Genomic DNA, 23,251 nt, shown 5'->3' with positions numbered 1-23,251 from the left:
TCAAGGTTTTTCCGAGGATTCGTCAATCTCACCCTTCGTCCAGCGCTCATATTGAACCTTTATGTCCGAGATGATGAGGGATGCCGTGGCTTTGCTGTATAACAGATCTTTAGCTATCTCGTCCATGGTCCCAGGCTGACCGGACATCAGCAGGTAGCCAAAGGTGCGGCCCGGGGTCTTGGATGCGCTGGAATTCTCCATCTGTTATATGTTCAAGCAAGCATAAAAGACTGTTCGGGCCAACGTGGTTAAACCGCCCAAGAGAACTATTCCACCAAGGAGTTCCTTATTCCCTTACGGCAAGGAAACCGAGGGTTCATTATGAACGACAAGCCTGGCCCCCCGGGACCTTTGGGTCAACATAAATTGTTTTTTGCTTGTCGTAAATAACATAGCCGGGCTTGGCCCCGTTGGGTTTTTTGACGTGCTTGCGCAGAGTATAATCAACCGGAACGTTGGAAGATTCCCGGGCGCGGCTGTAATAGGCGGCCAGGGCCGCTGCCTCCAACAGGGTTTGATCCGGAACCGGCCTGCCGCCGGTGCGAATGATTACATGCGAGCCGGGTATTTTGCAGGTATGCAGCCAGATATCGGTGTCCTCGGCGGTTTTTAAGGTCAACGTATCGTTTTGGCGGTTATTCTTTCCCACTAAAACGGTAAAACCGTCACTGGATGTGAATTCCAGCGGCTTCAATTTAGGCTGACCGGTTTTGGCCTGTTTTCTGCCCGGCATTGCAGCAGGGTTTTTAAGGTACCCCTGACCCACCAGCTCCTGCCTGATTTCCTCCAGCTCCTCGGTTTTTTCAGCCAGCTCAACCGCGGTTGCCACACCTTCCAGATATTGCAATTCCTCATAGGTCTGATTGGCCATTTTCCGGGCCGCCACCAGAGTATTCCTTGCTTTATTGTATTTTTTAAAGTAAATTTGGGCGTTTTCCGCTCCGGAGCGTTCCGGGATTAATGGAATAGTAATTGTTTTTAATTCCGGGTCGTGATAGTTTTCCAATTCAACTTCCTTTAAACCCCGCTCGACCCGGTAAAGATTAGCTGTGAGCAATTCGCCGTAAAGGCGGTACCGTTCACCTTCCCCGGCGTCAAGCGCGCTTTTTTGCTGCAGCTTTAGCTTTTTATCCAGCCTCTTGGTTTCTTTTTTAATCCGGTCCAGAATTAGAGCCTTTTGCTTGCGCAGTTCTTCCCGGGCTGCTTTATCGGAGAAAAATTTATCGGCGGTTTCATTGGCTGTTTGGTGGGAATACTTAACATTACCCTTGGGCACAACCGGTATGGGGAAAAAGTCCGCCGGACGGCCCTGCAGGTTATAAACCAAGGTGGTTTTGATTGTACCGGACTTACTTGCTTCCAATACTTGCTGCAGCGACTGCCACAGTGCCCGCAATTCGTGCTCGCCGCAGTGGTCAAGGATCAAATCCGCAGGCAGTCCCGCAAGCTCTACAATCTCGCGGCAGGTAGGTATGCTTAACCCATCCAGCTTTTTCTGAACGATGACTGCCAGTGGTTCGTCCAAATCAGCTCCCATTACCAGTTCCCTGAACTGCTCTTCCATTAATTCAAAGGGGTTGGTTTTATCCTGGCCGGGCGGGGGGATGTACGGCCGGCCGGGCAGCACTTCCCGGTGCCGGCTGACCGCGTGTGTATATCTGCGAATCCCGTCTATGATGGTATTATCCGTTCTTGATACCAGTATGATATTGCTGTGACGCCCCATAATCTCACAAAACAAAGATTTCTGTTCAGGTCGGCCCGTTTCGTCCCTGTTATCGACCCTAATATCCAAAACCCGGTCCAGCCCCGGTTGATAAAAACCAATAATTTTGCCGCCCTCCAGATGCTTGCGCAGCAGCATGCAAAACACCGGGGGCGCGGTTGGGTTGGCCCGAACGGCTGATGTAATGTGAACCCTGGCATTAATCGCATTGGCGCTGAGCAATAGCCGGTATTTACTGCCGGGTTTGGAGATGATCAGCACTATTTCATCGCGAACAGGCTGGTAAATCTTTTCAATCCGGCCTTGAGTTAATTGCTCATTTAATTCTTTGCATATACCATGCAGAAAGAGACCGTCAAAAGGCATGGCTCAAGTCCTCCGCTTACACAAATTACCTTTTAGTATATCACCCATAAAGATACAGGTAAATAGGGGTCAGGCTTGAATTATTCACTTATTTGATAATGAGAAAATAAGTGAATAATTCAAGCCTGACCCCTATTTAAAAATGGTAATTATTTCTTCTCTGTTTGCATATGATTGTTAAAAATATGTAATCTTCTGCAAGGGGTGAGGACATGCCTGGAATCTGGCCGACATTAAGCGCTGAAGAAACAGCTGTGCGCCTGGAGGTGGACAGCTCCAAGGGGCTGAGTGACCGCGAAGCCCGGACGAGATTGGAGCGGGTCGGGCCGAACATGCTTGAAAAAGGCCCGGACATAGCGATGTGGCAGATGTTTTTAAACCAGTTCAAGGACTTTATGGTGCTGGTGCTGTTGGCTGCCACCGCCATTAGCGGGTTCCTGGGAGAGTGGTCGGATGCGATCACTATATCTATTATTGTATTGCTAAATGCTGTATTGGGTGTGATGCAGGAATACCGGGCCGAGCGCTCCATGGAAGCGTTAAGGGAACTTACCGCACCCGAGGCCAGGGTGCTGCGGGGAGGGCTGGAGAAAAAAATTCCGGCTGCCGAACTTGTTCCGGGGGATATTGTTATTTTAGAGGCCGGTGACAGGGTACCTGCTGATATTCGCTTGACCCACACCGTTGACATTGAGGCTGTTGAGGCCACATTAACCGGTGAATCAACTCCAGTAAGGAAACATACCCGGACACTGGAACGGCAAGCCGGTCCCGCCGATACCGGCAACATGGCGTTTATGGGCACTGTTTTGACCCGCGGCAGGGGACAAGGTATTGTTGTAGCTACCGGTATGGCCACGGAAATGGGACAAATTGCAGGTATGATCAGAGAGGCGGAGAATGAGCCCACTCCGCTTCAACGCAGGTTGGCCCAACTGGGCAAAGGTTTGATAACATTTTGCCTGGGCGTGTGTGCCCTGGTTGTTTTAGTCGGTATCCAGCGGGGCGAACCGGTGTACCAGATGTTCTTGGTCGGGGTTAGCCTTGCCGTGGCGGCAATTCCCGAAGGTCTTCCGGCCATTGTAACGGTGGCCCTGGCTATCGGCGTGCAAAGGATGATCAGGAGAAACGCCATTATCAGGCGTTTACCCGCGGTGGAAACTCTTGGCTGCGCCACTTTTATCTGCTCTGACAAGACCGGCACCCTGACGCAAAACGAAATGACAGTAAGGCGGGTATATGTAGCCGGCGGCTGGTTGGAAGTAACAGGTGAGGGCTACGACCCCAAGGGGAAATTTACCGGCCGGTTGCAGGAATCAAGTGTGGCTGATTTTAATAAAATGATGCAAATCGCAGCTTTGTGTAATAACTCCGTCCTGCTAAGAAACAATATTTCCATCGGGGGCTTATTTAGAAAGAACGGTGGAAAAAACAGCGTTGCCTGGCAAATTAACGGTGATCCCACCGAAGGGGCGCTGATGGTTATGGCCGCTAAAGCCGGTTTCTGGCGGGAGAAATTGGAGAAACAGGATCTGCGGCTGGCTGAAATTCCCTTCGATTCAGAGCGAAAAAGAATGACCGTGATCTGCGGCGACAAAAACGGTAAAAAAGAGGCCCTGGTTAAAGGTGCGCCCGATGTGGTGCTGGGCCTGTGCACTCACTATTTAAAAGAAGGGCGCCCGGTTCCGCTGGACAACCGGGAACGTGCAATAATTCTGGCTGCTAATTCGGACATGGCGGAAAACGCCCTGCGGGTTCTCGGCCTGGCCTACCGTGAGCTGCCTGCCGGTTTTAATGTCAAGGAAGCCGGCCCGGCTGAGGTTGAGCGCAACCTGGTTTTTGCCGGGCTGGCCGGAATGATCGACCCGCCCAGACCTGCAGCCATTAGCGCTGTGCACACGTGCCGGCGGGCCGGGATAAAAGTGGCCATGATAACAGGTGACCACCAACTCACGGCGCGGTCCGTAGCCCGTGAGATGGGTATTGCCGGGCGCGACGGCCGGACGCTGACCGGAGAGGAAATAGAAAAGCTAAGTGACGAAGAATTGGCCCGCCTGGCTGAGAATACTCACGTTTACGCCAGGGTCTCACCTCGCCACAAGCTCCGAATTGTTAAAGCCCTAAAGGCAAACGGGCATGTTGTGGCCATGACCGGTGACGGTGTGAATGACGCGCCGGCTGTAAAAGAAGCCGATATCGGCATTTCCATGGGTATAACCGGCACTGATGTGACCAGGGAAGCGTCGTCGATGGTGCTGGCCGATGACAATTTCAGTTCTATAGTTGCCGCAGTCGAAGAGGGCAGGGGTATTTACGAGAATATCCGCAAATTTATCCGCTACCTGTTATCGTGTAATGTCGGTGAAGTGCTGGTAATGTTTTTGGCGGTACTGGGCGGATTGCCTTTACCCCTTCTGCCCATTCAAATTTTATGGATGAACCTGGTGACGGACGGCCTGCCGGCCATGGCGCTGGGGGTGGACCCCGTTGACGGCAATATCATGCGGCGACCGCCGCGTGATCCGGGTGAAAGCATCTTTGCCCACGGGTTGGGCCTGCGAATTTTAGGCAGTGGCTCTTTTATCGCCATGCTGACCCTGTTAGTGTTTTGGTATGCCTTTATGGAAGGCCGCAACCTGGATTTTTCCCGGACCATGGCTTTTAATACCCTGGTATTCCTGCAACTGTTTTATGTATTCGCCTGCAGGTCCGAACATGCCAGCATCCGGGAAATCGGGCTGTTCACCAACCCGCACCTGGTCGGGGCGGTGTTGATTTCAATGTTATTACAGGTTTCCGTAACCTATCTGCCCTTTTTGAACCCTATCTTCCACACGGTGCCGCTGGGCTTGGGACATTGGGTGATAATTCTGGTGTTTGCTGTGTTCCCAACTCTGTTAGGAACTTTAGCGGCCGGGTTGGGCTGTCGGGTCAAGGAAAAGGTGACCTATTTAAGGGTATAAACAATAATTAGACCCCCTTGGTTCAAGGGGGTCTAATTATTGTTTATACTGTCGGCGTTTTCGGTTCGCATGAACACCCTTCCTTTACCTAAAGCCTACCTTTTTGATTAAATAATGTTAAGTTAATTAGGTTATCACCAGCGAAACAAATCTTTAATCATCTGCTCCACCAGTACTTCCTGGTACACTGCCTTGCCCGCCTGCAACATGGATTCAATTAACTTACTGTCCCATGACACCCGCTGACCGGCAAGTTTTTTTACCTGCTCCGAAGCCAATTTGACGCCTTTGGGTGCCTGCAAGTAAGCGGCGGAGTCAAAAAACCAGGGCTTAAAAGACGCGCCGTACCTTTCAGCCAGCCGCTGGCCGATTTCCAGACCCCGGGGATCAAAATCGCCGCCGTAGCAGATTGTACACCCGGCCTCGACAAGCTGGTCCAGGAGTTTCAGGGCCGCCACGCTGGGCTGCCCGCTGGTGCAGACCAGTGCCGGAATTTCAGCTCTACCTTCGGCAAAATCCAGGATGGCGCTGAAAACGGCGGGGTTCTCCAGCGTGTAAACCGATGCCGGCAGCCACCCGGTAGATCGTTCCACAAAGCGCAAAGGAAGCAGCAAAGGGCTGGCGGTAGCGGTGGAGCTGGTGAACACGGGTTCCCGGGGATCCCCGGGGCGTACTCGCAATCCGGCCACGATAACATTGGAAGATACGTCATCTTCCTCTAATCCGGCCCGGCTGAAAAGGACCTTTCTCTTTTCCGCCCCGTATTCAGTTTCAGAAAGCCGGTACATATGATGCAGGCCGAAAAATAAAAGCCGGCCCAACGGCCTGTCACCATCCAGGGCGTGGGGGTCACCGGTTAACCGGGCAGCAAATACGGGCAGCCGCTGCCGCCTGCCGGGGTATCGCACCAGCTGGTCCACAGCTTCAACACAGGATTTCAGTAGTTCTGCGGCCTCAAGTTCATTTTGCCGGTACATGGCCAAAACTGTCCGGTATCCCGTCCCCCTGCCGGCGGCCAGTTCAGACAGCCAATCGCGGGTTACCGGGGTGAGTGTCTGCTCCTGTAGCCCGGCAAAGAATGAGGACCATTTCCGGCTTTCCAGAAGGGCCGTCTCTTTATTGGGCAAAATCTCGGCACCGAAATATAAAGACAGAAACTCCGGCAGGGCAATATCAAAGCGGCTTTGCTGCAATATGTCGTTTACTTCCCGCAGCTTGATTGAGACCTCGGCATGGTCCCGGCAGTCCCGGCCCAAAAAGCCTGACAACACGTCGCGCTCTTCCGGGGAGAGACCGTTCAACTTTACCGCGCCCCCTACCCGGCCCAGCAACCTGTACTTTTTGCTGATTGCGTCAAACAGTTTTTGAAAACAGTCATGGCTGAAGTATTGCTGCATTTCCCGGTGACTGCTCACATAAATTCCTCCGTTCTTGTACCCTGCCGGTTTGCGTTAAATGATGCTTGCCCCCATATGCTACCCGGCTTGTTCCACCGATTCATCATCCAGTTGCTCGTCCACCAGCACCCGGCGGGTGCCGTTCCAGTAATAGCGGATCAAAGTAACGTAGTCAACGTCCCGGGGCCGGTAAACTTCATAAATGGACAGCCTGGGCACGGTATCGTAGCAGCCCCACAGCACCTGGCTGGTCATCATGTAATCAAAGCCCAAATGGGTCAATAGTTCAAACATGTCCCGCATGTTTTCCTCGTCCACCCCGGCAAAAGCCTCATCCAGGCAAATGATCCGGGGTGCCTCCGGGCGGGAGTCATTATACCGGGAGTTGGCCGCCGCGAAAAGCGGAATATACATGGACAGCGCCTTCTCGCCGCCGCTGAGCACGTTGAACCGGGCGTCGGTCAATTCCCGGCGGGGTTGCCCGCCTTTTTCATAATACAGGGTGAACCTGAACCATTGACGGTAATCCAGCAGGCGGAAAATCCACTGGCGCAGGGTGTCCTGCTGGTCGGCTTCCAGCTTGGCCCTGGTAATACGAGATCGAAAGTGCTCGATCATCTGCTCGATATGCTCGTCCCGCAGCTGCCGGGGGTCGGTTTTTAACAGCCGCACCAGTTGCGCGGTATCCAGTTCCTTTTCGTTGGCCGCCGCCCGGGGCTCCCATTTCAGGTGCAGGCGCAGGCCGCTGGAAGTTTCCCGCTGCTGCATCAAATCGTTCATCTGCAGCACCCATTTTTCGGCCCGGTATATTTTGTCGCGGATGGCCTTGCCCACGCTGTGCAGGATAATCTGTTCGTACAGTTCCCGGTCTTTCTGGCTCAAAAGATGTTTTTGTTCCTCTTCCAGTCCTCTTAGTTCCTGCACCAGCAGGTGCGGCGGCACCGGGTTTTGCCTGTCCCTGGTGAACAGCACCAGCAGGCGGTGAGTTTCATCTTCAGTGACCGTTTCCGGGGCATAATCGTGCAGCGCCTGGCGGGTATTATGAAACACGTCATGCAGTTGGTCGGAAAGCTCGGTATACGATTTGCCGGCATACCGCTCCCGGTAGCGCTGGTCAACCTGGCCGGCTGCGCGGAAAACGGCCGGGCTGTCCGCCGGGTCAAACATGACCTCGGTCCAATCCATCACCAAACCTCTGTTCCACTCCACCAGCCACCGGGCAGTTTGCTGCTCCAGGTCGGATTCCGCCTGTTCCAGTTGCCGGGCCGCCTCTTCAGCATCTTTTTGCGCCACGGCCAGGTCGATTTTTATTTGGGTTACCTGCCCGTCCAGTTGTTTGATCAGCTTCTCAAGTTCTTTTTGCCGCTGCTCCAGTTCGTGCAGCCGCCGGTCAATATCGGCGATGCCCAATTCCTCCAGCAGCTGCTGGAAAACCTCTATTTTATATTGCACCGTCCGCAGCCGCTCCTGCAATCCGGCCAGTTCCGATTCTTCGTGCTCAACGTTTTCCCCGGCCTCGGCCAGGTCTTTTTCCACCCTTGCCAGGGCGGACAGGGCGCTTTTATATTCCGTCCAGAACGACTTCAATTCCCCCAGGTGGTCCCGGTAGACATTCATTTGTTCCCCGGCTTGTTCCAGGGCACTTTCGGTACGGGGGATGTTCCAGCCCGCCATATGTTCATGCAGGCGGGCGGCAGCCTCCTGCAGTTGTTTGATGACCTCCCGCAGGAGGCTGTTTTTACTTTGTTCTTCCTCCAGCGCGGCATCCAGACGCAGCCGTGCTTTTTCCAGGCTGCGCAGAGCTTCTTGCAGGGTCTCGCCGCCGGGAAATGCTTTGATATCTTCTTCCAGCCCGGCGGCGGTCGCATTCAGCAAGTCCAGCTGCTCCCGGCAGGCGGCTATGGCTTTTTCCTCTTCCTCAATTAATCCTTCCAACCTGGACATCTCTGCCATCCTGGTGCGCTGCCGGGTCTCCTTGCCGATGAACTCGGCCCGCTCTTTAATGGCGGCTTTGCCGCACAGCGCGCCCAGGCGAAAGTAACCCTGTCCGGTGATCACGGCTTCATCCGGTTTGCCGGCTTCACCTGGTCTGCCGGCGTCTCTCGCCAGGCAGACGGTGCGCAGCACATCGTCGATTATTTCCACTGTCAGACCGCTGTTTTCCGGCGGGGTGGGCACCAGGTAATCCGCCAGGGTTGCCCGTAGCAGTTGGGGGGCGGGCTTTAACCAGGTTTCTTCTTCGTTGGGGCCCAGTATGCCGATACCCTCCGGCGACACCCATGCATCCAGCAGCCCCGCTTGCTGCAGGGTGGATTCCAGAGCCGCCTTTTTTTCCTCGGTTAATTCCGGTATGAACTCGCACAGAGCGTAAAGGGGCGCGCCGGCGCCTGGGCGCTTTTGCCTGGAATACTCCCGGGCGGCGCTGCGGGGCGGCTCCGGTTCCCGGAGGTCCTTCCACTGCTGCCATTCCCGTGTTAACCGGTCTTTTTCCTCCGCATGTTGCTGCAATTTGTTTTGCCACGCCATCCGATCTCCGGTAATTGCCTCCCTGGCGGCGTGGTAAGCCTGCATAACTGGTCTTCGGACATTTTCATATGGTTCATCGGGGAATAAAGCCAGTGCCTGCATTACCCGGTGCAGGTCCTCATCCGCCAGGGACAGGCGGGATAGCTGCCGGCGCCAGTGGAAGATTTTTTCTTCCTGTTCCCGGCGGGCCTGTTCAAATTTATCCTCTTCCCTGCGCGTATGATCTTCTGCCGCTTCTCTTTTTTCCCTGGCCTGGCTGGCATCTTTTTCGGCCTGCACCCGGCGGGTTTTTAAAATGCTTTCTTCCCGGGCCAACTTGATGGCCCGGCCGATTTTCGCCTGGTGCTCCCGCACGTCCCGCTCCCAGGCCGGCCACAGGGAGCCGTCAGCGGGAACGTCCCCGTCCCAGCGCCGGTGGTAGGTATCATGGTAGCCAAAGTCCACATCCCGGGCCAGATCCTCCATATCCTGCAATACATCGTTCTGCCGGGCGGCCAGTGCCTCCCGCTGCCCGGTTAAAGTCTTTTGTTCCTCCCGGGCTTGGGCTTGCTTTTCCCGCCAAAATTGCAGGCGTCCGGCGCAGTTGTCCATGTTCCGGCGCAAATCTTCCCGCTCCGCCCGCAGGCGGTTGAGCTCCGTTCGTTTTTCCACCGCTTCGCTGGTAATCAGGGTCTGGTATTCGGTTTTGGCCCGTTCCTGGTCAGTGCCGGCCTCTTCCCGGGCGCTGGTTTTTTCCTCAAGCTCCCGGGCTAGGCTGGCGGCTATGTTCCGGCGCTCGCCGGCCTCGCGTTTCCGGTCGTCCCGCTGCTTTTTCTGCTGCAGCAATGACCGGGATTCATTGTAAAGCAGGTATTCGTTATACTTGTTGTACGCCCGGTGCAGCCTTTCCGCCTCCATCAGGTGCACCGCCAGTTCATTGAGCCGGTCATTGATTTCATCCATGTCCTCAAGCACTTCGGACAGCGGGCGCAGCTCTTCTTCCTGCAGGGCGGGCAGCGCCCCGGTGAGTATTTCGTAAATGGTCGAAGGCTTGAAATCCTTTGACAGCTTGGGGCTGCGCAGCTGGATCAAAAGGTCCAGCAACTCCTGAAAGGATTCAATCTTTTCGTAGCCGAACAGCACTTTGTTTACCAACCGCTTATACTCACCCTGCTCGGTGACCACCTGCCCCCCGCTACCGATAACTTCCTCCAGCTGGGCGCGGGTCAGGGGAATTTTCACCTCCCGGCCCTGGCTGTAATCTTTTTCATAAAGTAAAATATCCCGTCCCACCCGGCGGTTGTCGGTAATGACAAAACCCCAGAAACCCATGTTGGGGTTGTTTCTTCGAGCCCGCAGGCCAATGCCTACCGTCAGGTAGCGGTCCTGCGCCGGGTGGTAAAATTCCAGGTACAGGTAACCGGTGCGGTCGGTATGACCGCTATCGGCTTCCAGCAGCAGGTAATAATCGATCCGCCGGTCCTTGGAGCCGAAGGGATCCAGCCGCCAGGGCCGCTTATCCCCGTCCAGCACCAGGGGCAGAAAACTCTGCATGGTTACCGATTTGCCCGAACCGTTGGCCCCGCGTAAAATCAACCGGCCCCCGGCCAGGTAAAATTCAGCCTCGTCATAATACCAGAAATTAATTATCCCCGCCCGGTTCATTTGCCAGCGGCCTGTCATCACTCATCCCCACCATAAACATCATAATCTCCATTCCAGCGCCCCAGAGCAGCGTAAATCCAAACTCGCCCGTCGTCTTCCCGGCCGGCCAGGCCCCATTCTACCATATGGGCCAGCACTTCTTCCGCCAGCTCGTTGCTCCTGGATTGCCGGTGCTGCAGGCTCCAGAGCATTTTATGCTTTTCCTTTAATCTCAGTATAATTACCTCCAATTCTGCTATAGTCAGCTCGATGCGCCCGCCTTCCTCGATATATATGTCACCTTCGGCGCGGGCCAGCATGCGCCGCAATTCACCGGCCAGAAGCAGGACAATATCCGAAACCCCGCGACCGGTGGGGAAAAGATACATTTCACCGGAAGCCTCGGGATAATAAAACAAAAGCCCCTCCCGGTAACGCTGCCCTTCCAGGCCCGCAAAACTGGCCAGGTTTTCCAGGATGGTATGCCGCTGGGTGCGCACGTAATAACGCTCATCTTCGTTCCACTGCCAGTCGTATACCACCGGTTCCTGCAGCAAGCGGCGGTAAACGTGGTGGCGGCGCTTTTTCAGCTGGCCCTCGGGGGTATCCGGGTACGTCCCCGCCTCAATTGCAGCAATGGAATCGTAGGTGGTCAAGTCGCGGGGAAAACGGCGTAAAATATAACGGGCCAGGTAGGAAGATTCGTAAAGCACATTGTGTTCGTGGCCCGATCTGGCCCAATCGGATTCATCCCCGTCCACCGCCACCAGCGCACCCAGCGCTTTAAGCTGCTTCAGTGCCCGGGCCATGGACAACCGGTGGGTATACAAGGTCCAATCCAGAAAAACATCCTGGCCGGCCAGGTATTCCCGGATTTCTTCCACCATATCGGTAAGCAGGAACTGATCCATTTCGTTTTTGCCCTCCAAATACCATAGACAATAGGTAAACAGGGCGTAATCCCGCGATTCGGAAAAACTATCAAATCCCATCCAGGTTTGCGCTTGCCCCGGCGCTTTTTCCAGTTTGGCAAATTGCCTGTTGAGTAATAAAGCAAAACCGCAGTATTCTCCGAACCAGTCCCGCAGTTCCCGGTACTGCGCTCTGATGTACCCGAAAAGCTCGGGCTCGTCCTGCTTGGTGATCCAGTTGCGGTTCAACAACGCCTGGATGCACCTTTGGCGAATATCCTTAACACTCTCACCCGTTTTGCTCATACCGCTCTCCCATTCTGCCGCTGAATTTCAATAAATAATTGGGCATGTCCAGTTCCCCGTCATCGCATTCCAGTCTGGCCCTTTCCCGCCCGGCAGGCATTTCCAGGCTAATCCCGATACCCTCGGGGGTTAATATCCGTCGCGATTTATTGGCCATGCACCGGCCGATCCAGTACAGCAGGTAATAGCGCTCCCTGGCGGAAACCGGTCCCAGGTCGGCGATCCGGACTTCTTGCCTGGCCAGGTAGTCTTGCAGCACCGCCATTTCCTCCTGCAGAGCCAGTAGAAAATTCTCCCTGGCTTTTCGCTGCCGCTCACGCTGGTCCTTGATGGAACCGGTGCCCGTATCCCGGAGCCGTTTTCTGCTGCGGGAACGCAGTTCCCTGATGTTGGGACCCGCTTGCCACATGGATATATCGGCGTTATCGGTACCTTTTTCGTCCACCCCCTGGAAATGGCGGCAGCGGTACAGGCCGAATACGTGGGCCGCCAGCCGGTGGGATTCGTTGATATCATCCAGGGTGAAAAACCACTTGCCCAGGTAATCCAGTTCCCGCCGGCGGCTAACGCCAAGACGGTGCTTTTCCTGGATCCGCAGGGCGTTGCGCACGATCCGGGCGATGGTGTCCTTGGTGGTCTGCTCCAGGAAATATACGTCGCTGGGCTCGTTTTCGTGTCCTGCAAACCAACGTACCATGCTTTGCCATTCCTGCTGCAGCCGGTCCAGTTGTTCTTCGTGGGTTACCGGTTCGTCCAACTGGGGCCGGGCGGCCAGGTCCCGCTGCACATTGGCCAGGAAGGTATTCACTATGCCCGGGTCCATGGTGGCCAGCACCGCCTCTATTTTGTAAGCATGGCGCTGCAGCCCCTGGATAAAATCCTGCAGGTACCGGGTCACTGAGTCCTTGTAGGCTAAAAAAGCCTCGGTCAGCATCAGCTCTTCCACTTTGGTGCTCTGCAGGCTGGCGATATAGTCGGAAGCATTCTCGGTCAGCTTGATAAAATCACCGTAGATTCTTTCCCACAGCGAAATTGCCTCACCGGTCGGAAACTGACCGGCGGTCTTTTCCAACCGGTCCAAGTGTTCGGCGATGCTCTCAAACAAAGACGGCTCCAAAGAACCGCCGTAGCCGCGAATTTTTTCCAACCCCGCTACCAGCCGTTCAATTTCCACTGCGTAGGGGGTCATTTGATAACGAAATTTTTTACGCAGGTATTCCTCAACCGTGGCCGAACGGCCCCCGTCGTGGCGGGGCACCAGATTGCCCCACTCCACCAGCTGGTTTAAATCCTTCTGGCACTGGTCCAGAGTGTAATCTTCCTCCAGCAGACCAAAAGCTGTAACCCCATCGTGAACTTCCCGCGGTTTCAGCCAGTAGCGCAGCCGCTGGTGTTGTTCATAAAAATAGCGCATGATGCAGCGGTAGCGACCGACATTTTGCGCATTCAAGTAGCTTGTTTCGACTATCGGTTTGAGTAACAATGCAGTCATATCAATCAATTCCTTTGGTAAGGCATTTGTATAATTATAGCATATAAAGCATGGGCGTTCCCAACTTTGTCATAATGCACATTATGAAGATGTGTTTGCGCCTTTCCAGTATTAATTAAACAAGAAAATAGACTTATTAGAGTAGTGCTCGTAAAATCCGTGGGACGAATTCAGTTTTAAAAAGACAATAAAAATCGAGTAGCTCGAAGTCGGGATTGGCTATCCCGACTTCGAGCTACTCGATACAAAGGTTGACTTGGTTGACTAATTAGATTAAATGCATTTTAATATTTATACATAGAAATATTAAAATGCACTAATAGGGTGTTGAAAATGTACATAATTACAGATAAATGCCGCTTTTGCGATACCTGTATAGCTTTATGTCCGGCTGGAGCGGTTAAAAAAACATATCCATACTACAGTATTGATCAGAGCTGTTGTCTGGAATGCGGTAAATGCCGGGAAAATTGCAGTTTCGAAGCAATAGAGCTGGTTGAGTAAAGCTAATATCACAAATTAATTGCCACGGGGTTTTCGCTTCTTCGTGGCCAGGTATTCCAGTTGAAAAACTTCTTTTTCCGCAAGGCATTCCGGGCACACCCAATCCTCGGGCAGGTCTTCAAAGGAAACACCGGGTGGAATATCGTCAGTGCCTTTGGCCGGGTCATAAACATAGCCGCAAAGGGTGCAAACATATTTTTCCATCAAGTCAGCCTCCCATCATTTTTAGTCACGCCATTATTAAATCAAGCTGGATTGTCATCCTTGTATCAAAAATAAATGCAAAACCTTACATTCATTTTAAGTATTTCTTAAAAATTTAATAAAATATAAGTATGGATCCTGATGCCCTTCAGTGTCAAGTTCACTTAAATACAAAGCACTTATATTGGTTCATTTGAACGATGAGATAAATTTCATGTATACATGAATACATCATGGGAGGAAAGATTTGACCGGCGGGGAAGTGTTATAATAAACTGAACAAAAAAGCCGGGAGTGAATAGTCCGTTGAAGTTTACCAAGGTGCAGGGATTGGGAAATGATTTCGTTTTAGTCAACATGGAAGAAGTCAGCCTGGAAGAAGAAAAAAAACTAACCGGAAACCTGGCCGAAATGGCAATAAAGATTTGCGACAGGCATTTCGGTGTTGGGGCTGACGGCCTGGTATTATTACGTCCAAGTCAAAAGGCGGATATCGCCATGCAGATAATTAATTCGGACGGGAGCGAAGCCGAAATGTGCGGCAACGCCATTCGTTGTATTGCCAAATACGCCTACGAGCGGGGGCTGTCCGGTAAAACCACGATGAAGGTGGAAACAGCCGCCGGAATTATGGTTCCGGAATTGATTATTGAAGGTTCAGAAGTTACCGCCGTCCGGGTCGATATGGGTGTGCCCCGGTTGGAGCGGGAGCAGATTCCAATGACAGGGCCGGCAGGCCAAGTCATTAATGAATCTCTTGAAGCGGGAGGTAAGGTTTACCATATCACCGCCGTATCCATGGGTAACCCCCATTGCATTATTTTTGTTCCGGACGTGCATGCTGTCCCCTTGGAAAGCCTGGGGCCGGTAATAGAAACACATAACGTTTTCCCTCGCAAAACCAATGTGGAATTCGTTCAAGTTATCAATGACCATGAAGTGCGGATGCGGGTTTGGGAAAGGGGCGCCGGTCAAACTCTGGCCTGCGGCACCGGGGCGTGTGCAACGGCGGTAGCCGCAGCCTTAAACGGCTTAACCGGCAGGAAAGTCCGGGTGCAATTGTACGCCGGCCCGCTGGACATTGAATGGGCCGGTGACGGACGGGTATATATGACCGGCCCGGCACAGGAAGTTTTTACCGGTAATTACCCTGTTTGAAACAAGGATAAGATATGGTTGATTTTACAAGGAGGTCTTATAAATTGAGTTTACAATTGGAAGAAGCCCGAAGGATAAAAAATTTACCCCCCTATCTTTTCGCCCGTATCGAAAGATTAATTGCCGAGAAGCGCAAGGCGGGAATTGACGTTATCAGCCTGGGTATTGGTGACCCCGACATGCCGACGCCCGGCCATATAATTGAAGAATTACAAAAACAGGCGCAAGTGCAGGCCAACCACCAGTATCCATCCTCCGCCGGTATGCTTTCTTATCGCCAGGCGGTGGCCCGGTGGTACCAAAACCGCTTCGGAGTAGAGCTTAACCCCGACAGTGAAATAGTTTCCCTTATCGGCTCCAAGGAGGGGATAGCTCACATCTCCTGGTGTTACCTTAACCCCGGGGATACAGTGCTGGTGCCCGACCCGGGCTATCCTGTTTACGCAGGGGGCGCCATCCTGGCCGGTGCCGAACCATATTACATGCCTTTGCAGGCCGAAAAGGGCTTCCTGCCGGACCTCGGGGCGATCCCCGCCGGTGTCGCCCGCCGGGCCAAAATGATGTTTATCAATTACCCCAACAACCCAACCGGTGCGGTGGCAGGTGAAGAATTTTATCATGAAGTAATTGCTTTTGCCAGAGAAAACAATATTTTGATTTGCCATGATGCGGCCTATTCGGAGATGTCCTATGACGGGTATAAGCCGCCCAGCTTCCTGCAGTTCGAGGGCGCTAAAGAAGTGGGCATTGAATTTCATTCCGTCTCCAAAACCTATAATATGACCGGCTGGCGGATCGGCTGGGCTGCCGGCCATCCGGCTGCGGTTGAGGCGTTGGGGCGGCTTAAGTCCAATATTGATTCCGGGCAGTTCCAGGCCATTCAGTATGCTGCAATTAAAGGCTTGACCGGGTCCCAGGATGATGTAATCAAGATGCAGAAGATTTACCGGGAGAGAAGGGACATTCTGGTTGACGCGCTGAACGGGATGGGTTGGAATCTGGCCAAACCAAAGGCAACTTTCTATGTTTGGGCACCCGTGCCGGCAGGCCACACCTCTGAGTCCTTCGCTGAGCTGGTACTGGAAAAGGCCGGTGTGGTTATTACCCCGGGTACGGGTTATGGCGAAAACGGAGCAGGGTTTTTCCGTATTGCACTGACTGTTCAAAAAGAACGCATGATTGAGGCGCTGGAAAGGATGAAGCGGAATATAGGGACAGTAAGGTTTTAAATATAGGTAACTACTTAGGAGTCAGGAGTCGGTGGTCAGTAGTCAGCATAAGAGAACGGTTTGTCATCTCGTAATATTTTGAATTCTGATTACTGAATTCTGAATACCTAAACAGTAACAAATATAGATGCAAAAAAAGCTTTACGCTAAATACAGGAGGAGAAAATAAATGCGATTAGCTGATAGGGCAAAAAATATCAGCCCGTCACCAACTCTGTCCATCGACGCCCGGGCCAAAAAAATGATTGCCGACGGCATTAATGTTGTTAATTTCGGCGTGGGTGAGCCCGACTTTGAGACGCCGGAAAATATTAAACTGGCAGCCAAGGAAGCCATTGACAAAGGTATGACCAGGTACACCCCTGTGGCCGGGATACTGCCCCTGCGCCAGGCGATCGTTAAAAAGCTTGCCCGTGATAACGGGCTAATTTACGAGCCCGGGCAAATCGTTGTCTCTGCGGGCGCCAAACACTCGCTTTATAACGCTTTCCAGGTGCTTTGCCAGGCAGGAGACGATGTAATTTTACCGGCCCCGTACTGGGTAAGCTACCTGGAACAAATCAAGTTAACCGGGGCTAATCCGGTGGTAATACCGACCCGCATTGAAAACAGTTTCAAACTTACACCCGGTGAATTGAGTGCGGCCATCACACCCAATACCAGGGCAATCATATTAAACAGCCCCAGCAATCCAACCGGTGCTGTATATACACGGGAAGAACTAACCGCACTGGGGGAAATACTGGTTAAGCATAACATTGCCATTATATCTGATGAAATATATGAAAAATTATTGTATGACGGCAACGAACACGTCAGTATCGCCTCTCTGAGCCCGGAATTAAAGGAGCTTACCGTGGTGATCAACGGGGTTTCCAAAACCTATGCCATGACCGGCTGGCGTATCGGTTATGCCGCAGCGCCGGGTCCGGTGGCCAAGGCTATGGCGGACCTGCAAAGCCATTCCACTTCCAACCCCACCTCCATAGCCCAAGCGGCCACGGTTGAGGCTTTGGTGGGGACACAGGAGCCGGTTAAAAAAATGGTTGCCGAATTTGTTAAACGCAGGGACTACATGGTGGAGAGGTTGAATGCCATTCCGGGAGTCAACTGTGACCGGCCGGGCGGCGCGTTTTACGTCTTTCCGGAAATTAAGTCGCTGCTGGGCAAAAGTTATGACGGTACTGTGATCAACGGCGCCTCGGATCTGGCGGCAGTGCTGCTGGAAAAAGCTCATGTAGCCATCGTGCCCGGGGTAGCTTTTGGTGATGATACTTGTTTCAGGCTGTCTTACGCCACCTCGATGGATAATATCAAAGAGGGTGTCGACAGGATAGAAAAAGTTCTCACTCAACTAAAATAAAAAGCCGGCCTTTTAGGCCGGTATTTAATTCTTCTGGATTGATCATGTATCACGGGCTGTCGCCGCATATAAATTATAGTTAGAAGTTTATTTTTTTTGACTGGGGGTTTCCTTTTTAGATATAATTAACCGGAATTCAAAGGAATTCTTTAATCATGGTAGAAAAATATATTGTTTGTAACTGGAGTTAATACTTAAGGTAAATATTTTTTTCACATTGGGTGGTGAGAAATTGATAAAAAGCATGACCGGGTTTGGGCGCGGGGAAATGAATGATGAAAAAGTTAAAATCAATGTTGAAATGAAATCCGTAAATCACCGGTATTGCGAAATCGTATTACGTATGCCCCGGTCATTAAATGCACTGGAGGACAGAATTAAACGGGTTATTCAAAAAAGGATAGCCCGCGGCAGGGTGGAAGTTTATATCAAAATAGAGCTTTGCGGCCAAAACAGAGCAATTGTGAGGACCGACGGGGAATTGGCCGCTTCCTACCTTAAAGCATTGACCGAATTGAATAGCAAGCTGCATTTGCCCGGTGAGGTGGAAATTTCTAAGTTACTGCAGCTGCCGGGAGTATTCAACCTGGAGGAACCCGAGGAGGATGTTGAACTGTGGTGGCCTGTCCTGGAAAGTACTTTAAACCAGGCCCTTGACGGCCTGATGGAAATGCGGCTTAAAGAAGGAAAACAATTGTTTGAAGATGTAATGGCCAGGACAAACCGCATTTCCGATATGGTGGCGCAGGTTGAGAAACGCTCCCCGGTGGTGGTGGAGGAATACCGGGAGCGACTGCGGCTGCGGCTTAAAGAGATACTGGAACAGGGTAACCTGGACCCTTCCCGGTTGGAGGGTGAAGTCGTGATTTTTGCCGAGCGTTCAAGCATTGCAGAGGAAATTGTCAGGTTGGGCAGCCACTTAACTCAACTGGCCGGGTGTTTGAACAGCGATGAATCCGTCGGCAGAAAAATGGATTTCCTGCTTCAGGAAATGAACCGGGAGATCAATACCATTGCTTCCAAAGCATCAGACCTGACCATAAACAGCCTTGTGGTTGAAGTGAAAAGTGAACTGGAAAAAATAAGAGAACAAATTCAAAATATGGAATAAATAAGGAGGACGGCAATATGGAGATCAAACTGGTAAACATAGGCTTTGGCAATATTGTTTCAGCAAATAGAATAATAGCTATTGTCAGCCCCGAATCCGCGCCGATTAAAAGAATCATCACCGAGGCCAGAGACCGGGGGATGCTGGTGGATGCCACTTACGGGCGCCGCACCAGAGCGGTAATTATCACTGACAGCGATCACGTCATTCTTTCTGCCGTTCAGCCGGAAACCGTGGCCCATCGTTTGGTGAATAAGGACGGCTCACTTAAAAACGATGAAGAATAACAGGGTTGACCGGTATGAAGAGCATAGGAAATTTAATTGTAATATCAGGTCCCTCCGGTTCCGGTAAGGGTACAGTTTGCCACGCCTTGACTCAAGAAAATCCAAGTCTTGTGGTGTCGGTTTCGGCTACCACCAGAAAACCTCGGGGCGCAGAGAAACACGGAATTGATTATTTTTTTTTAACCAGGGAACAATTTGAGGAGATGATTGCCGGGGATCGCCTGCTGGAATGGGCTGACGTATATGGCAATTATTACGGCACGCCGCGTGAACCTGTTGAAAAAAACCTTTCCACGGGGCGGGACGTTATACTTGAAATTGATGTTCAAGGCGGTTTACAAGTTAAAAACAAATTTCCACAATGTGTTTTGATTTTTTTGATCCCTCCGTCGCGCGACCATTTGGAAACCCGGCTTAAACAGCGCGGCACAGAAAGTGCCGGTGATATTGAACGCAGGCTGAGCTGGGCTGAGAGGGAACTCAAGGAAGTGCAAAAATATGATTATCTGGTTATCAACGACCGGGTTGAAGAAGCGGCGCGGAAAATTGGCGCCATTGTCACCGCAGAAAGATGCCGTCCCGCGCTTTTGGACGTGGAATCATTTCTAAAAACCAACTGGAAATAATCAAAATTCGGAGGGATAATGCGATGGCGATGCATAAGCCTTCTCTTGATGAATTGATGCGTAAGGTTGATAGCCGGTATTCGCTTGTTGTTATAGCGGCTAAAAGGGCCCGGCAGCTAACTGAAATGGCGCTGCAGCAGGATGCCGACAGGGATGGAGAGGTAACCGGCAACCCGGTCTCTGCGGCGCTTTTTGAAATAGCAAAAGGCAATATCAAGTTTAAAAGAACAAGGCAGGGTATCAAATAGCGGGGGTGCCAAATGCTAAAAGGCAAGTTTGTTGTTATCGGCGTAACCGGGGGGATAGCGGCACACCGTGCACTTGACCTTACCAGCACCCTGGTTAAGGCCGGGGCGGAAGTACATGTAATTATGACCCGGGGGGCCCGTGAGTTTGTCGGCCCCCTTGCCTTCGAAGCCCTTTCCGGCAACCGGGTGCATGTGGACACGTTCAGTGCGCCGCCGGGTTGGCGGTATCCCCACCTGGAACTGGCCCGGAGGGCCGATATAGCTCTGGTGGTGCCTGCTACAGCCAACATCATGGCCAAAATGGCTTATGGTATGGCCGACGATTTGCTTACCACATCAATATTGGCCATGACCTGCCCTATCGTGGTTTGTCCTGCCATGAACGTATATATGTACCGCAACGACATAGTGCAGGAAAACATTAAGCGGTTGCGCAAGTTGGGCTTTATCTTGATGGAACCCGGTGTCGGCAGACAGGCCTGCGGTGATGAAGGTCCCGGCCGCCTGGCCGCTGTCGAGGATATTGTGAATATGATTAAAAAAGTACTTATGCCGGAATGTGACCTTGCCGGCAGCCGGGTGTTGGTGACAGCCGGGGGAACCAGGGAGCCGATTGACCCCGTCAGGTATATTTCCAACCGGAGTTCGGGCAAAATGGGTTACGCTCTGGCAGAGGCGGCTGTCAACAGGGGGGCGGTCGTGCACCTGGTGACAGCGCCAACTTGCCTGGAACCTCCTGATGGGGCTAAAATTTATTACGTTAATACGGCGATAGAAATGTTCCGGGAAGTTATGAACCTGTACCGGGAAGTTGACGTCGTGGTTAAGGCGGCGGCAGTCTCGGATTATCGCCCTAAAACAGTATCAGACCAGAAAATCAAAAAAAGCGACTCCGGGCTGGTTTTGGAGCTGGAAAAGAACACAGATATTCTGTATGAGCTGGGCAAACAAAAAACGCACCAGATACTGGTTGGCTTTGCGGCAGAGACGGAAGACCTGATCAAAAACGCCAGGCAGAAGCTGGCTAAAAAAAACCTGGACTTTTTAGTTGCCAATGACGTCACCCAGCCAGGTGCCGGGTTCGGCACTGATACCAATATCGCTAAATTAATTTTTCCTGGGGGGCGAATAGAATCTTTGCCTATGATGGACAAGCTGGAACTGGCCGATAGAATCTGGGATGAAGTCGTAAAGCTCAGGCACGGGAAAACAAAATAAAGCGGCGGTTTATTCCGCCGCACCGGTGCTGGAATCTTCATTATTCATAATGGTTACAAAAACGGTTTGCCCTTCTTTAAATCCCCTGACCAGTTCGCAGTGGCGTAAAATGGCAAATTGTTTCTCCAGTTCCCAGGGCGGAAGGTCGAAACTGGCAAACAATTCTTCCCTGGGGATTTTACCTTTTTCTTTGATTAATTCATATATTCTTTTTTGCAGCGGGGTGAGACCCTCAGTGCCTTTTTGCCCCAGCAGCTTGCGTGTGGCCTGGGCGCTCGAAACCGCTGTCGGATCGCATGGCCTGGGCGGTTGCACAGCACCAATATAGCAATCTTCGCAGAGCTGTTTGCCGTACCATTCCATGCTTTCGCCCGCTTCTATTTCACAGCCGCATCTGTCGCAAATCATATGAACACCTCCTAATTTTATCAGACATTAATTTAGCTGCAAAATGTAAACATGTTAAATATAATGGCGCACTAAATCCTATAATTTATTTCTCCATACCTTCTTTTAATTTCTGCAGTAGAGTTAAGAAAAGTTCTTTTTCATCGGTTGTCAGGCCCGCCATGGTCTCCTGAGTAAAAGAAACATGGACGGGTAGAATAATTTCCAGCAGGTTGGTGGCTTTGGTTGTCAGCTTAGCCCTGAAGATCCTGCGGTCCCGGCGGTCAACTTCCCGGACCACCAGACCGTCTTTTTCCATCCGGTCAATCAGCCCGGTGATATTGGCCCTGCTGACAAGCATCCGCTCACCCAGTTCGGATAACGCCAGGCCCTGATCGCCTGCCTGGCGAAGTTGCATCAGTGCGTTGAATTTGGGCTGGGACAGGCCAAACCTGGCAAAATGCCTGGCCATGTTGTCCTCGAAAACATCATAACATTTTATCAGTTCAATAACTGTTCTAATGGCAAGGTACGAATCTTTATTTGCATTTTCGTTGGGATCGGCCATTTTTTGTCCTCCACTTTTTCATTTTAATTAGAATATTCGACATTTGTCAATAAAAATTCAGCGGAGGGGTGTAAGACATCATGCCTGATATCAAAGAAAGCGTGCTTGAGCTTGTTTGCCATACACCGGTGGTACGGCTGCATAAAGTTAAGGATAATTGCCCTGCAGACATACTGGTAAAGTTGGAAATGTTTAATCCCAGTGGAAGCGCCAAAGCCAGGGCCGCCCTGGGGATGATTACCGCTGCCGAACAAAAAGGCATAATTAATCCGGGAGCTACAATTGTCGAGCCGACCAGCGGCAACCAGGGCATCGCACTGGCTATGGTTGGCGCGGTAAAGGGTTACCGGGTCATTGTGGTAATGCCGGATTCCATGAGCAAGGAAAGAAGACAGCTGGCCAGGGCCTACGGCGCAGAGGTGGTGCTGACGCCGGCTGCTGAAGACGTCGGCGGGGCTGTTCGTAAAGCCAGGGAGCTTGCCTCCCAAATCCCGGGGGCCTGGATGCCCGACCAGTTTTCCAACCCTGATAACCCGGCTTTTCACGAGCGGACCACCGCCCGGGAGATTTTGGAACAGGTTGGCGGGGAGATTCACGCCTATATCGCCGGTGTCGGCACGGGTGGCACGCTAACCGGTGTGGCCAGGGTTTTGAAAAAGCGTTACCCGGGGCTTAAAGTTTATGCCGTAGAGCCAAAGGGTTCCGCTGTTCTTTCGGGTGGTAAGCCCGGGCCGCATGGCATTCAGGGCATTGGCGACGGTTTCGTTCCCGACAATCTGGACTTATCCCTGGTTGACTCACCTTATGCCGTGGGCGATGATGAGGCCTATGCCATGACCAGGCGGCTGGCCCGGGAGGAAGGGATCCTAACCGGCATCTCCGGCGGCGCCGCCGTTGTTGCCGCCCTGGCCGTCGGCCGTGAACTGGGCGCCGGTAAAACTGTACTGGCGATATTACCTGACACAGGCGAGCGCTACCTCAGCACCCCCGTATTTGGGGGTCAGGCTTGAAATATTCCCTTATTAATGGTATGATTAT

20 protein-coding genes are annotated in these 23,251 nt (G+C 52.3%); 11 read left to right on the top strand and 9 right to left on the bottom strand.

Features of this window, described 5'->3' with window-relative positions; all coding sequences use genetic code 11:
- Together H569_RS0102305 and H569_RS0102300 are read right to left on the bottom strand one after the other, a co-directional pair.
- A complete protein-coding gene (locus H569_RS0102305; protein WP_027363651.1) occupies positions 1-201 on the bottom strand; it encodes a hypothetical protein in 201 nt (66 codons plus the stop codon).
- 118 nt (positions 202-319) lie between these two features.
- Entirely contained in the window at positions 320-2,092 is a 1,773-nt protein-coding gene (locus tag H569_RS0102300; protein WP_027363650.1) for an Rqc2 family fibronectin-binding protein, read from the bottom strand.
- A gap of 212 nt (positions 2,093-2,304) precedes the next feature.
- Here H569_RS0102300 and H569_RS0102295 point away from each other — a divergent pair, with 212 nt between their 5' ends.
- Positions 2,305-5,055 (top strand): calcium-transporting P-type ATPase, PMR1-type, encoded by a 2,751-nt coding sequence (locus tag H569_RS0102295; protein WP_027363649.1) that lies wholly within the window; start codon positions 2,305-2,307, stop codon positions 5,053-5,055.
- Positions 5,056-5,189: 134 nt separating this feature from the next.
- Here H569_RS0102295 and H569_RS0102290 read toward each other — a convergent pair whose 3' ends face one another.
- The 4 genes from H569_RS0102290 to H569_RS0102275 are packed head-to-tail and all read right to left on the bottom strand — an operon-like array spanning position 5,190 to position 13,310.
- Positions 5,190-6,470 (bottom strand): TIGR02679 family protein, encoded by a 1,281-nt coding sequence (locus H569_RS0102290; protein WP_051273150.1) that lies wholly within the window; start codon positions 6,468-6,470, stop codon positions 5,190-5,192.
- 60 nt (positions 6,471-6,530) lie between these two features.
- Positions 6,531-10,640, bottom strand: a complete 4,110-nt coding sequence (locus H569_RS0102285) for a TIGR02680 family protein (protein ID WP_238492443.1) — start codon at positions 10,638-10,640, stop codon at positions 6,531-6,533.
- Entirely contained in the window at positions 10,640-11,818 is a 1,179-nt protein-coding gene (locus tag H569_RS0102280) for a TIGR02678 family protein (RefSeq protein ID WP_027363646.1), read from the bottom strand. Before H569_RS0102280 ends, H569_RS0102285 begins: the two co-directional genes overlap by 1 nt.
- The gene (locus H569_RS0102275; RefSeq protein WP_027363645.1) at positions 11,802-13,310 is read right to left on the bottom strand and encodes a TIGR02677 family protein; all 1,509 of its coding nucleotides are present in this window, start codon (positions 13,308-13,310) and stop codon (positions 11,802-11,804) included. The genes H569_RS0102280 and H569_RS0102275 overlap by 17 nt, the downstream gene beginning before the upstream one ends.
- 333 nt (positions 13,311-13,643) lie before the next feature.
- Here H569_RS0102275 and H569_RS21620 point away from each other — a divergent pair, with 333 nt between their 5' ends.
- Positions 13,644-13,814, top strand: a complete 171-nt coding sequence (locus H569_RS21620; protein ID WP_081410839.1) for a 4Fe-4S binding protein — start codon at positions 13,644-13,646, stop codon at positions 13,812-13,814.
- A gap of 15 nt (positions 13,815-13,829) precedes the next feature.
- Here H569_RS21620 and H569_RS0102265 read toward each other — a convergent pair whose 3' ends face one another.
- Positions 13,830-14,018 (bottom strand): rubredoxin, encoded by a 189-nt coding sequence (locus tag H569_RS0102265; RefSeq protein WP_027363643.1) that lies wholly within the window; start codon positions 14,016-14,018, stop codon positions 13,830-13,832.
- A gap of 306 nt (positions 14,019-14,324) precedes the next feature.
- Here H569_RS0102265 and dapF point away from each other — a divergent pair, with 306 nt between their 5' ends.
- The 8 genes from dapF to coaBC all read left to right on the top strand — a co-directional run bounded on the left by dapF (position 14,325) and on the right by coaBC (position 21,258).
- Complete coding sequence (gene dapF, locus H569_RS0102260) at positions 14,325-15,176, top strand: diaminopimelate epimerase (RefSeq protein WP_027363642.1); 852 nt, start codon at positions 14,325-14,327, stop codon at positions 15,174-15,176.
- A gap of 44 nt (positions 15,177-15,220) precedes the next feature.
- Complete coding sequence (locus H569_RS0102255; RefSeq protein WP_034629196.1) at positions 15,221-16,405, top strand: LL-diaminopimelate aminotransferase; 1,185 nt, start codon at positions 15,221-15,223, stop codon at positions 16,403-16,405.
- A 169-nt stretch (positions 16,406-16,574) separates the two neighbouring features.
- The gene (locus H569_RS0102250; protein ID WP_027363640.1) at positions 16,575-17,768 is read left to right on the top strand and encodes a pyridoxal phosphate-dependent aminotransferase; all 1,194 of its coding nucleotides are present in this window, start codon (positions 16,575-16,577) and stop codon (positions 17,766-17,768) included.
- A gap of 232 nt (positions 17,769-18,000) precedes the next feature.
- Positions 18,001-18,879, top strand: coding sequence for a YicC/YloC family endoribonuclease (locus H569_RS0102245; RefSeq protein WP_027363639.1), 879 nt, complete (start codon positions 18,001-18,003; stop codon positions 18,877-18,879).
- A 17-nt stretch (positions 18,880-18,896) separates the two neighbouring features.
- Positions 18,897-19,166 carry an extracellular matrix/biofilm regulator RemA gene (gene remA / locus H569_RS0102240; protein ID WP_027363638.1) on the top strand — a complete coding sequence of 90 codons (270 nt, stop codon included), beginning with the start codon at positions 18,897-18,899 and terminating at the stop codon, positions 19,164-19,166.
- A 14-nt stretch (positions 19,167-19,180) separates the two neighbouring features.
- Positions 19,181-19,792, top strand: a complete 612-nt coding sequence (gene gmk / locus H569_RS0102235; protein WP_027363637.1) for a guanylate kinase — start codon at positions 19,181-19,183, stop codon at positions 19,790-19,792.
- A gap of 23 nt (positions 19,793-19,815) precedes the next feature.
- The gene (rpoZ, locus tag H569_RS0102230) at positions 19,816-20,040 is read left to right on the top strand and encodes a DNA-directed RNA polymerase subunit omega (protein ID WP_309294766.1); all 225 of its coding nucleotides are present in this window, start codon (positions 19,816-19,818) and stop codon (positions 20,038-20,040) included.
- A 12-nt stretch (positions 20,041-20,052) separates the two neighbouring features.
- Complete coding sequence (coaBC, locus tag H569_RS0102225; protein ID WP_027363635.1) at positions 20,053-21,258, top strand: bifunctional phosphopantothenoylcysteine decarboxylase/phosphopantothenate--cysteine ligase CoaBC; 1,206 nt, start codon at positions 20,053-20,055, stop codon at positions 21,256-21,258.
- A 9-nt stretch (positions 21,259-21,267) separates the two neighbouring features.
- On the opposite strand, the gene H569_RS0102220 is transcribed toward coaBC, so the two are convergent.
- Together H569_RS0102220 and H569_RS18960 are read right to left on the bottom strand one after the other, a co-directional pair.
- Positions 21,268-21,666 carry a hypothetical protein gene (locus tag H569_RS0102220; protein WP_027363634.1) on the bottom strand — a complete coding sequence of 133 codons (399 nt, stop codon included), beginning with the start codon at positions 21,664-21,666 and terminating at the stop codon, positions 21,268-21,270.
- An 85-nt stretch (positions 21,667-21,751) separates the two neighbouring features.
- Positions 21,752-22,213 carry a MarR family winged helix-turn-helix transcriptional regulator gene (locus H569_RS18960; protein ID WP_051273146.1) on the bottom strand — a complete coding sequence of 154 codons (462 nt, stop codon included), beginning with the start codon at positions 22,211-22,213 and terminating at the stop codon, positions 21,752-21,754.
- An 80-nt stretch (positions 22,214-22,293) separates the two neighbouring features.
- Between H569_RS18960 and cysK the strand changes: the two genes are divergently transcribed.
- Positions 22,294-23,223: a cysteine synthase A gene (gene cysK / locus H569_RS0102210; protein WP_027363633.1), complete on the top strand. Its 930-nt coding sequence runs from the start codon at positions 22,294-22,296 to the stop codon at positions 23,221-23,223.
- The last annotated feature ends 28 nt before the right edge of the window (positions 23,224-23,251 follow it).

It is taken from the genome of Desulfotruncus alcoholivorax DSM 16058 (assembly GCF_000430885.1).
Classification (GTDB): Bacteria; Bacillota; Desulfotomaculia; order Desulfotomaculales; family Desulfallaceae; genus Desulfotruncus; species Desulfotruncus alcoholivorax.
The sequence above is the reverse complement of the archived record's forward strand: the minus strand, read 5'-3'. Positions and strand labels throughout refer to the sequence as shown.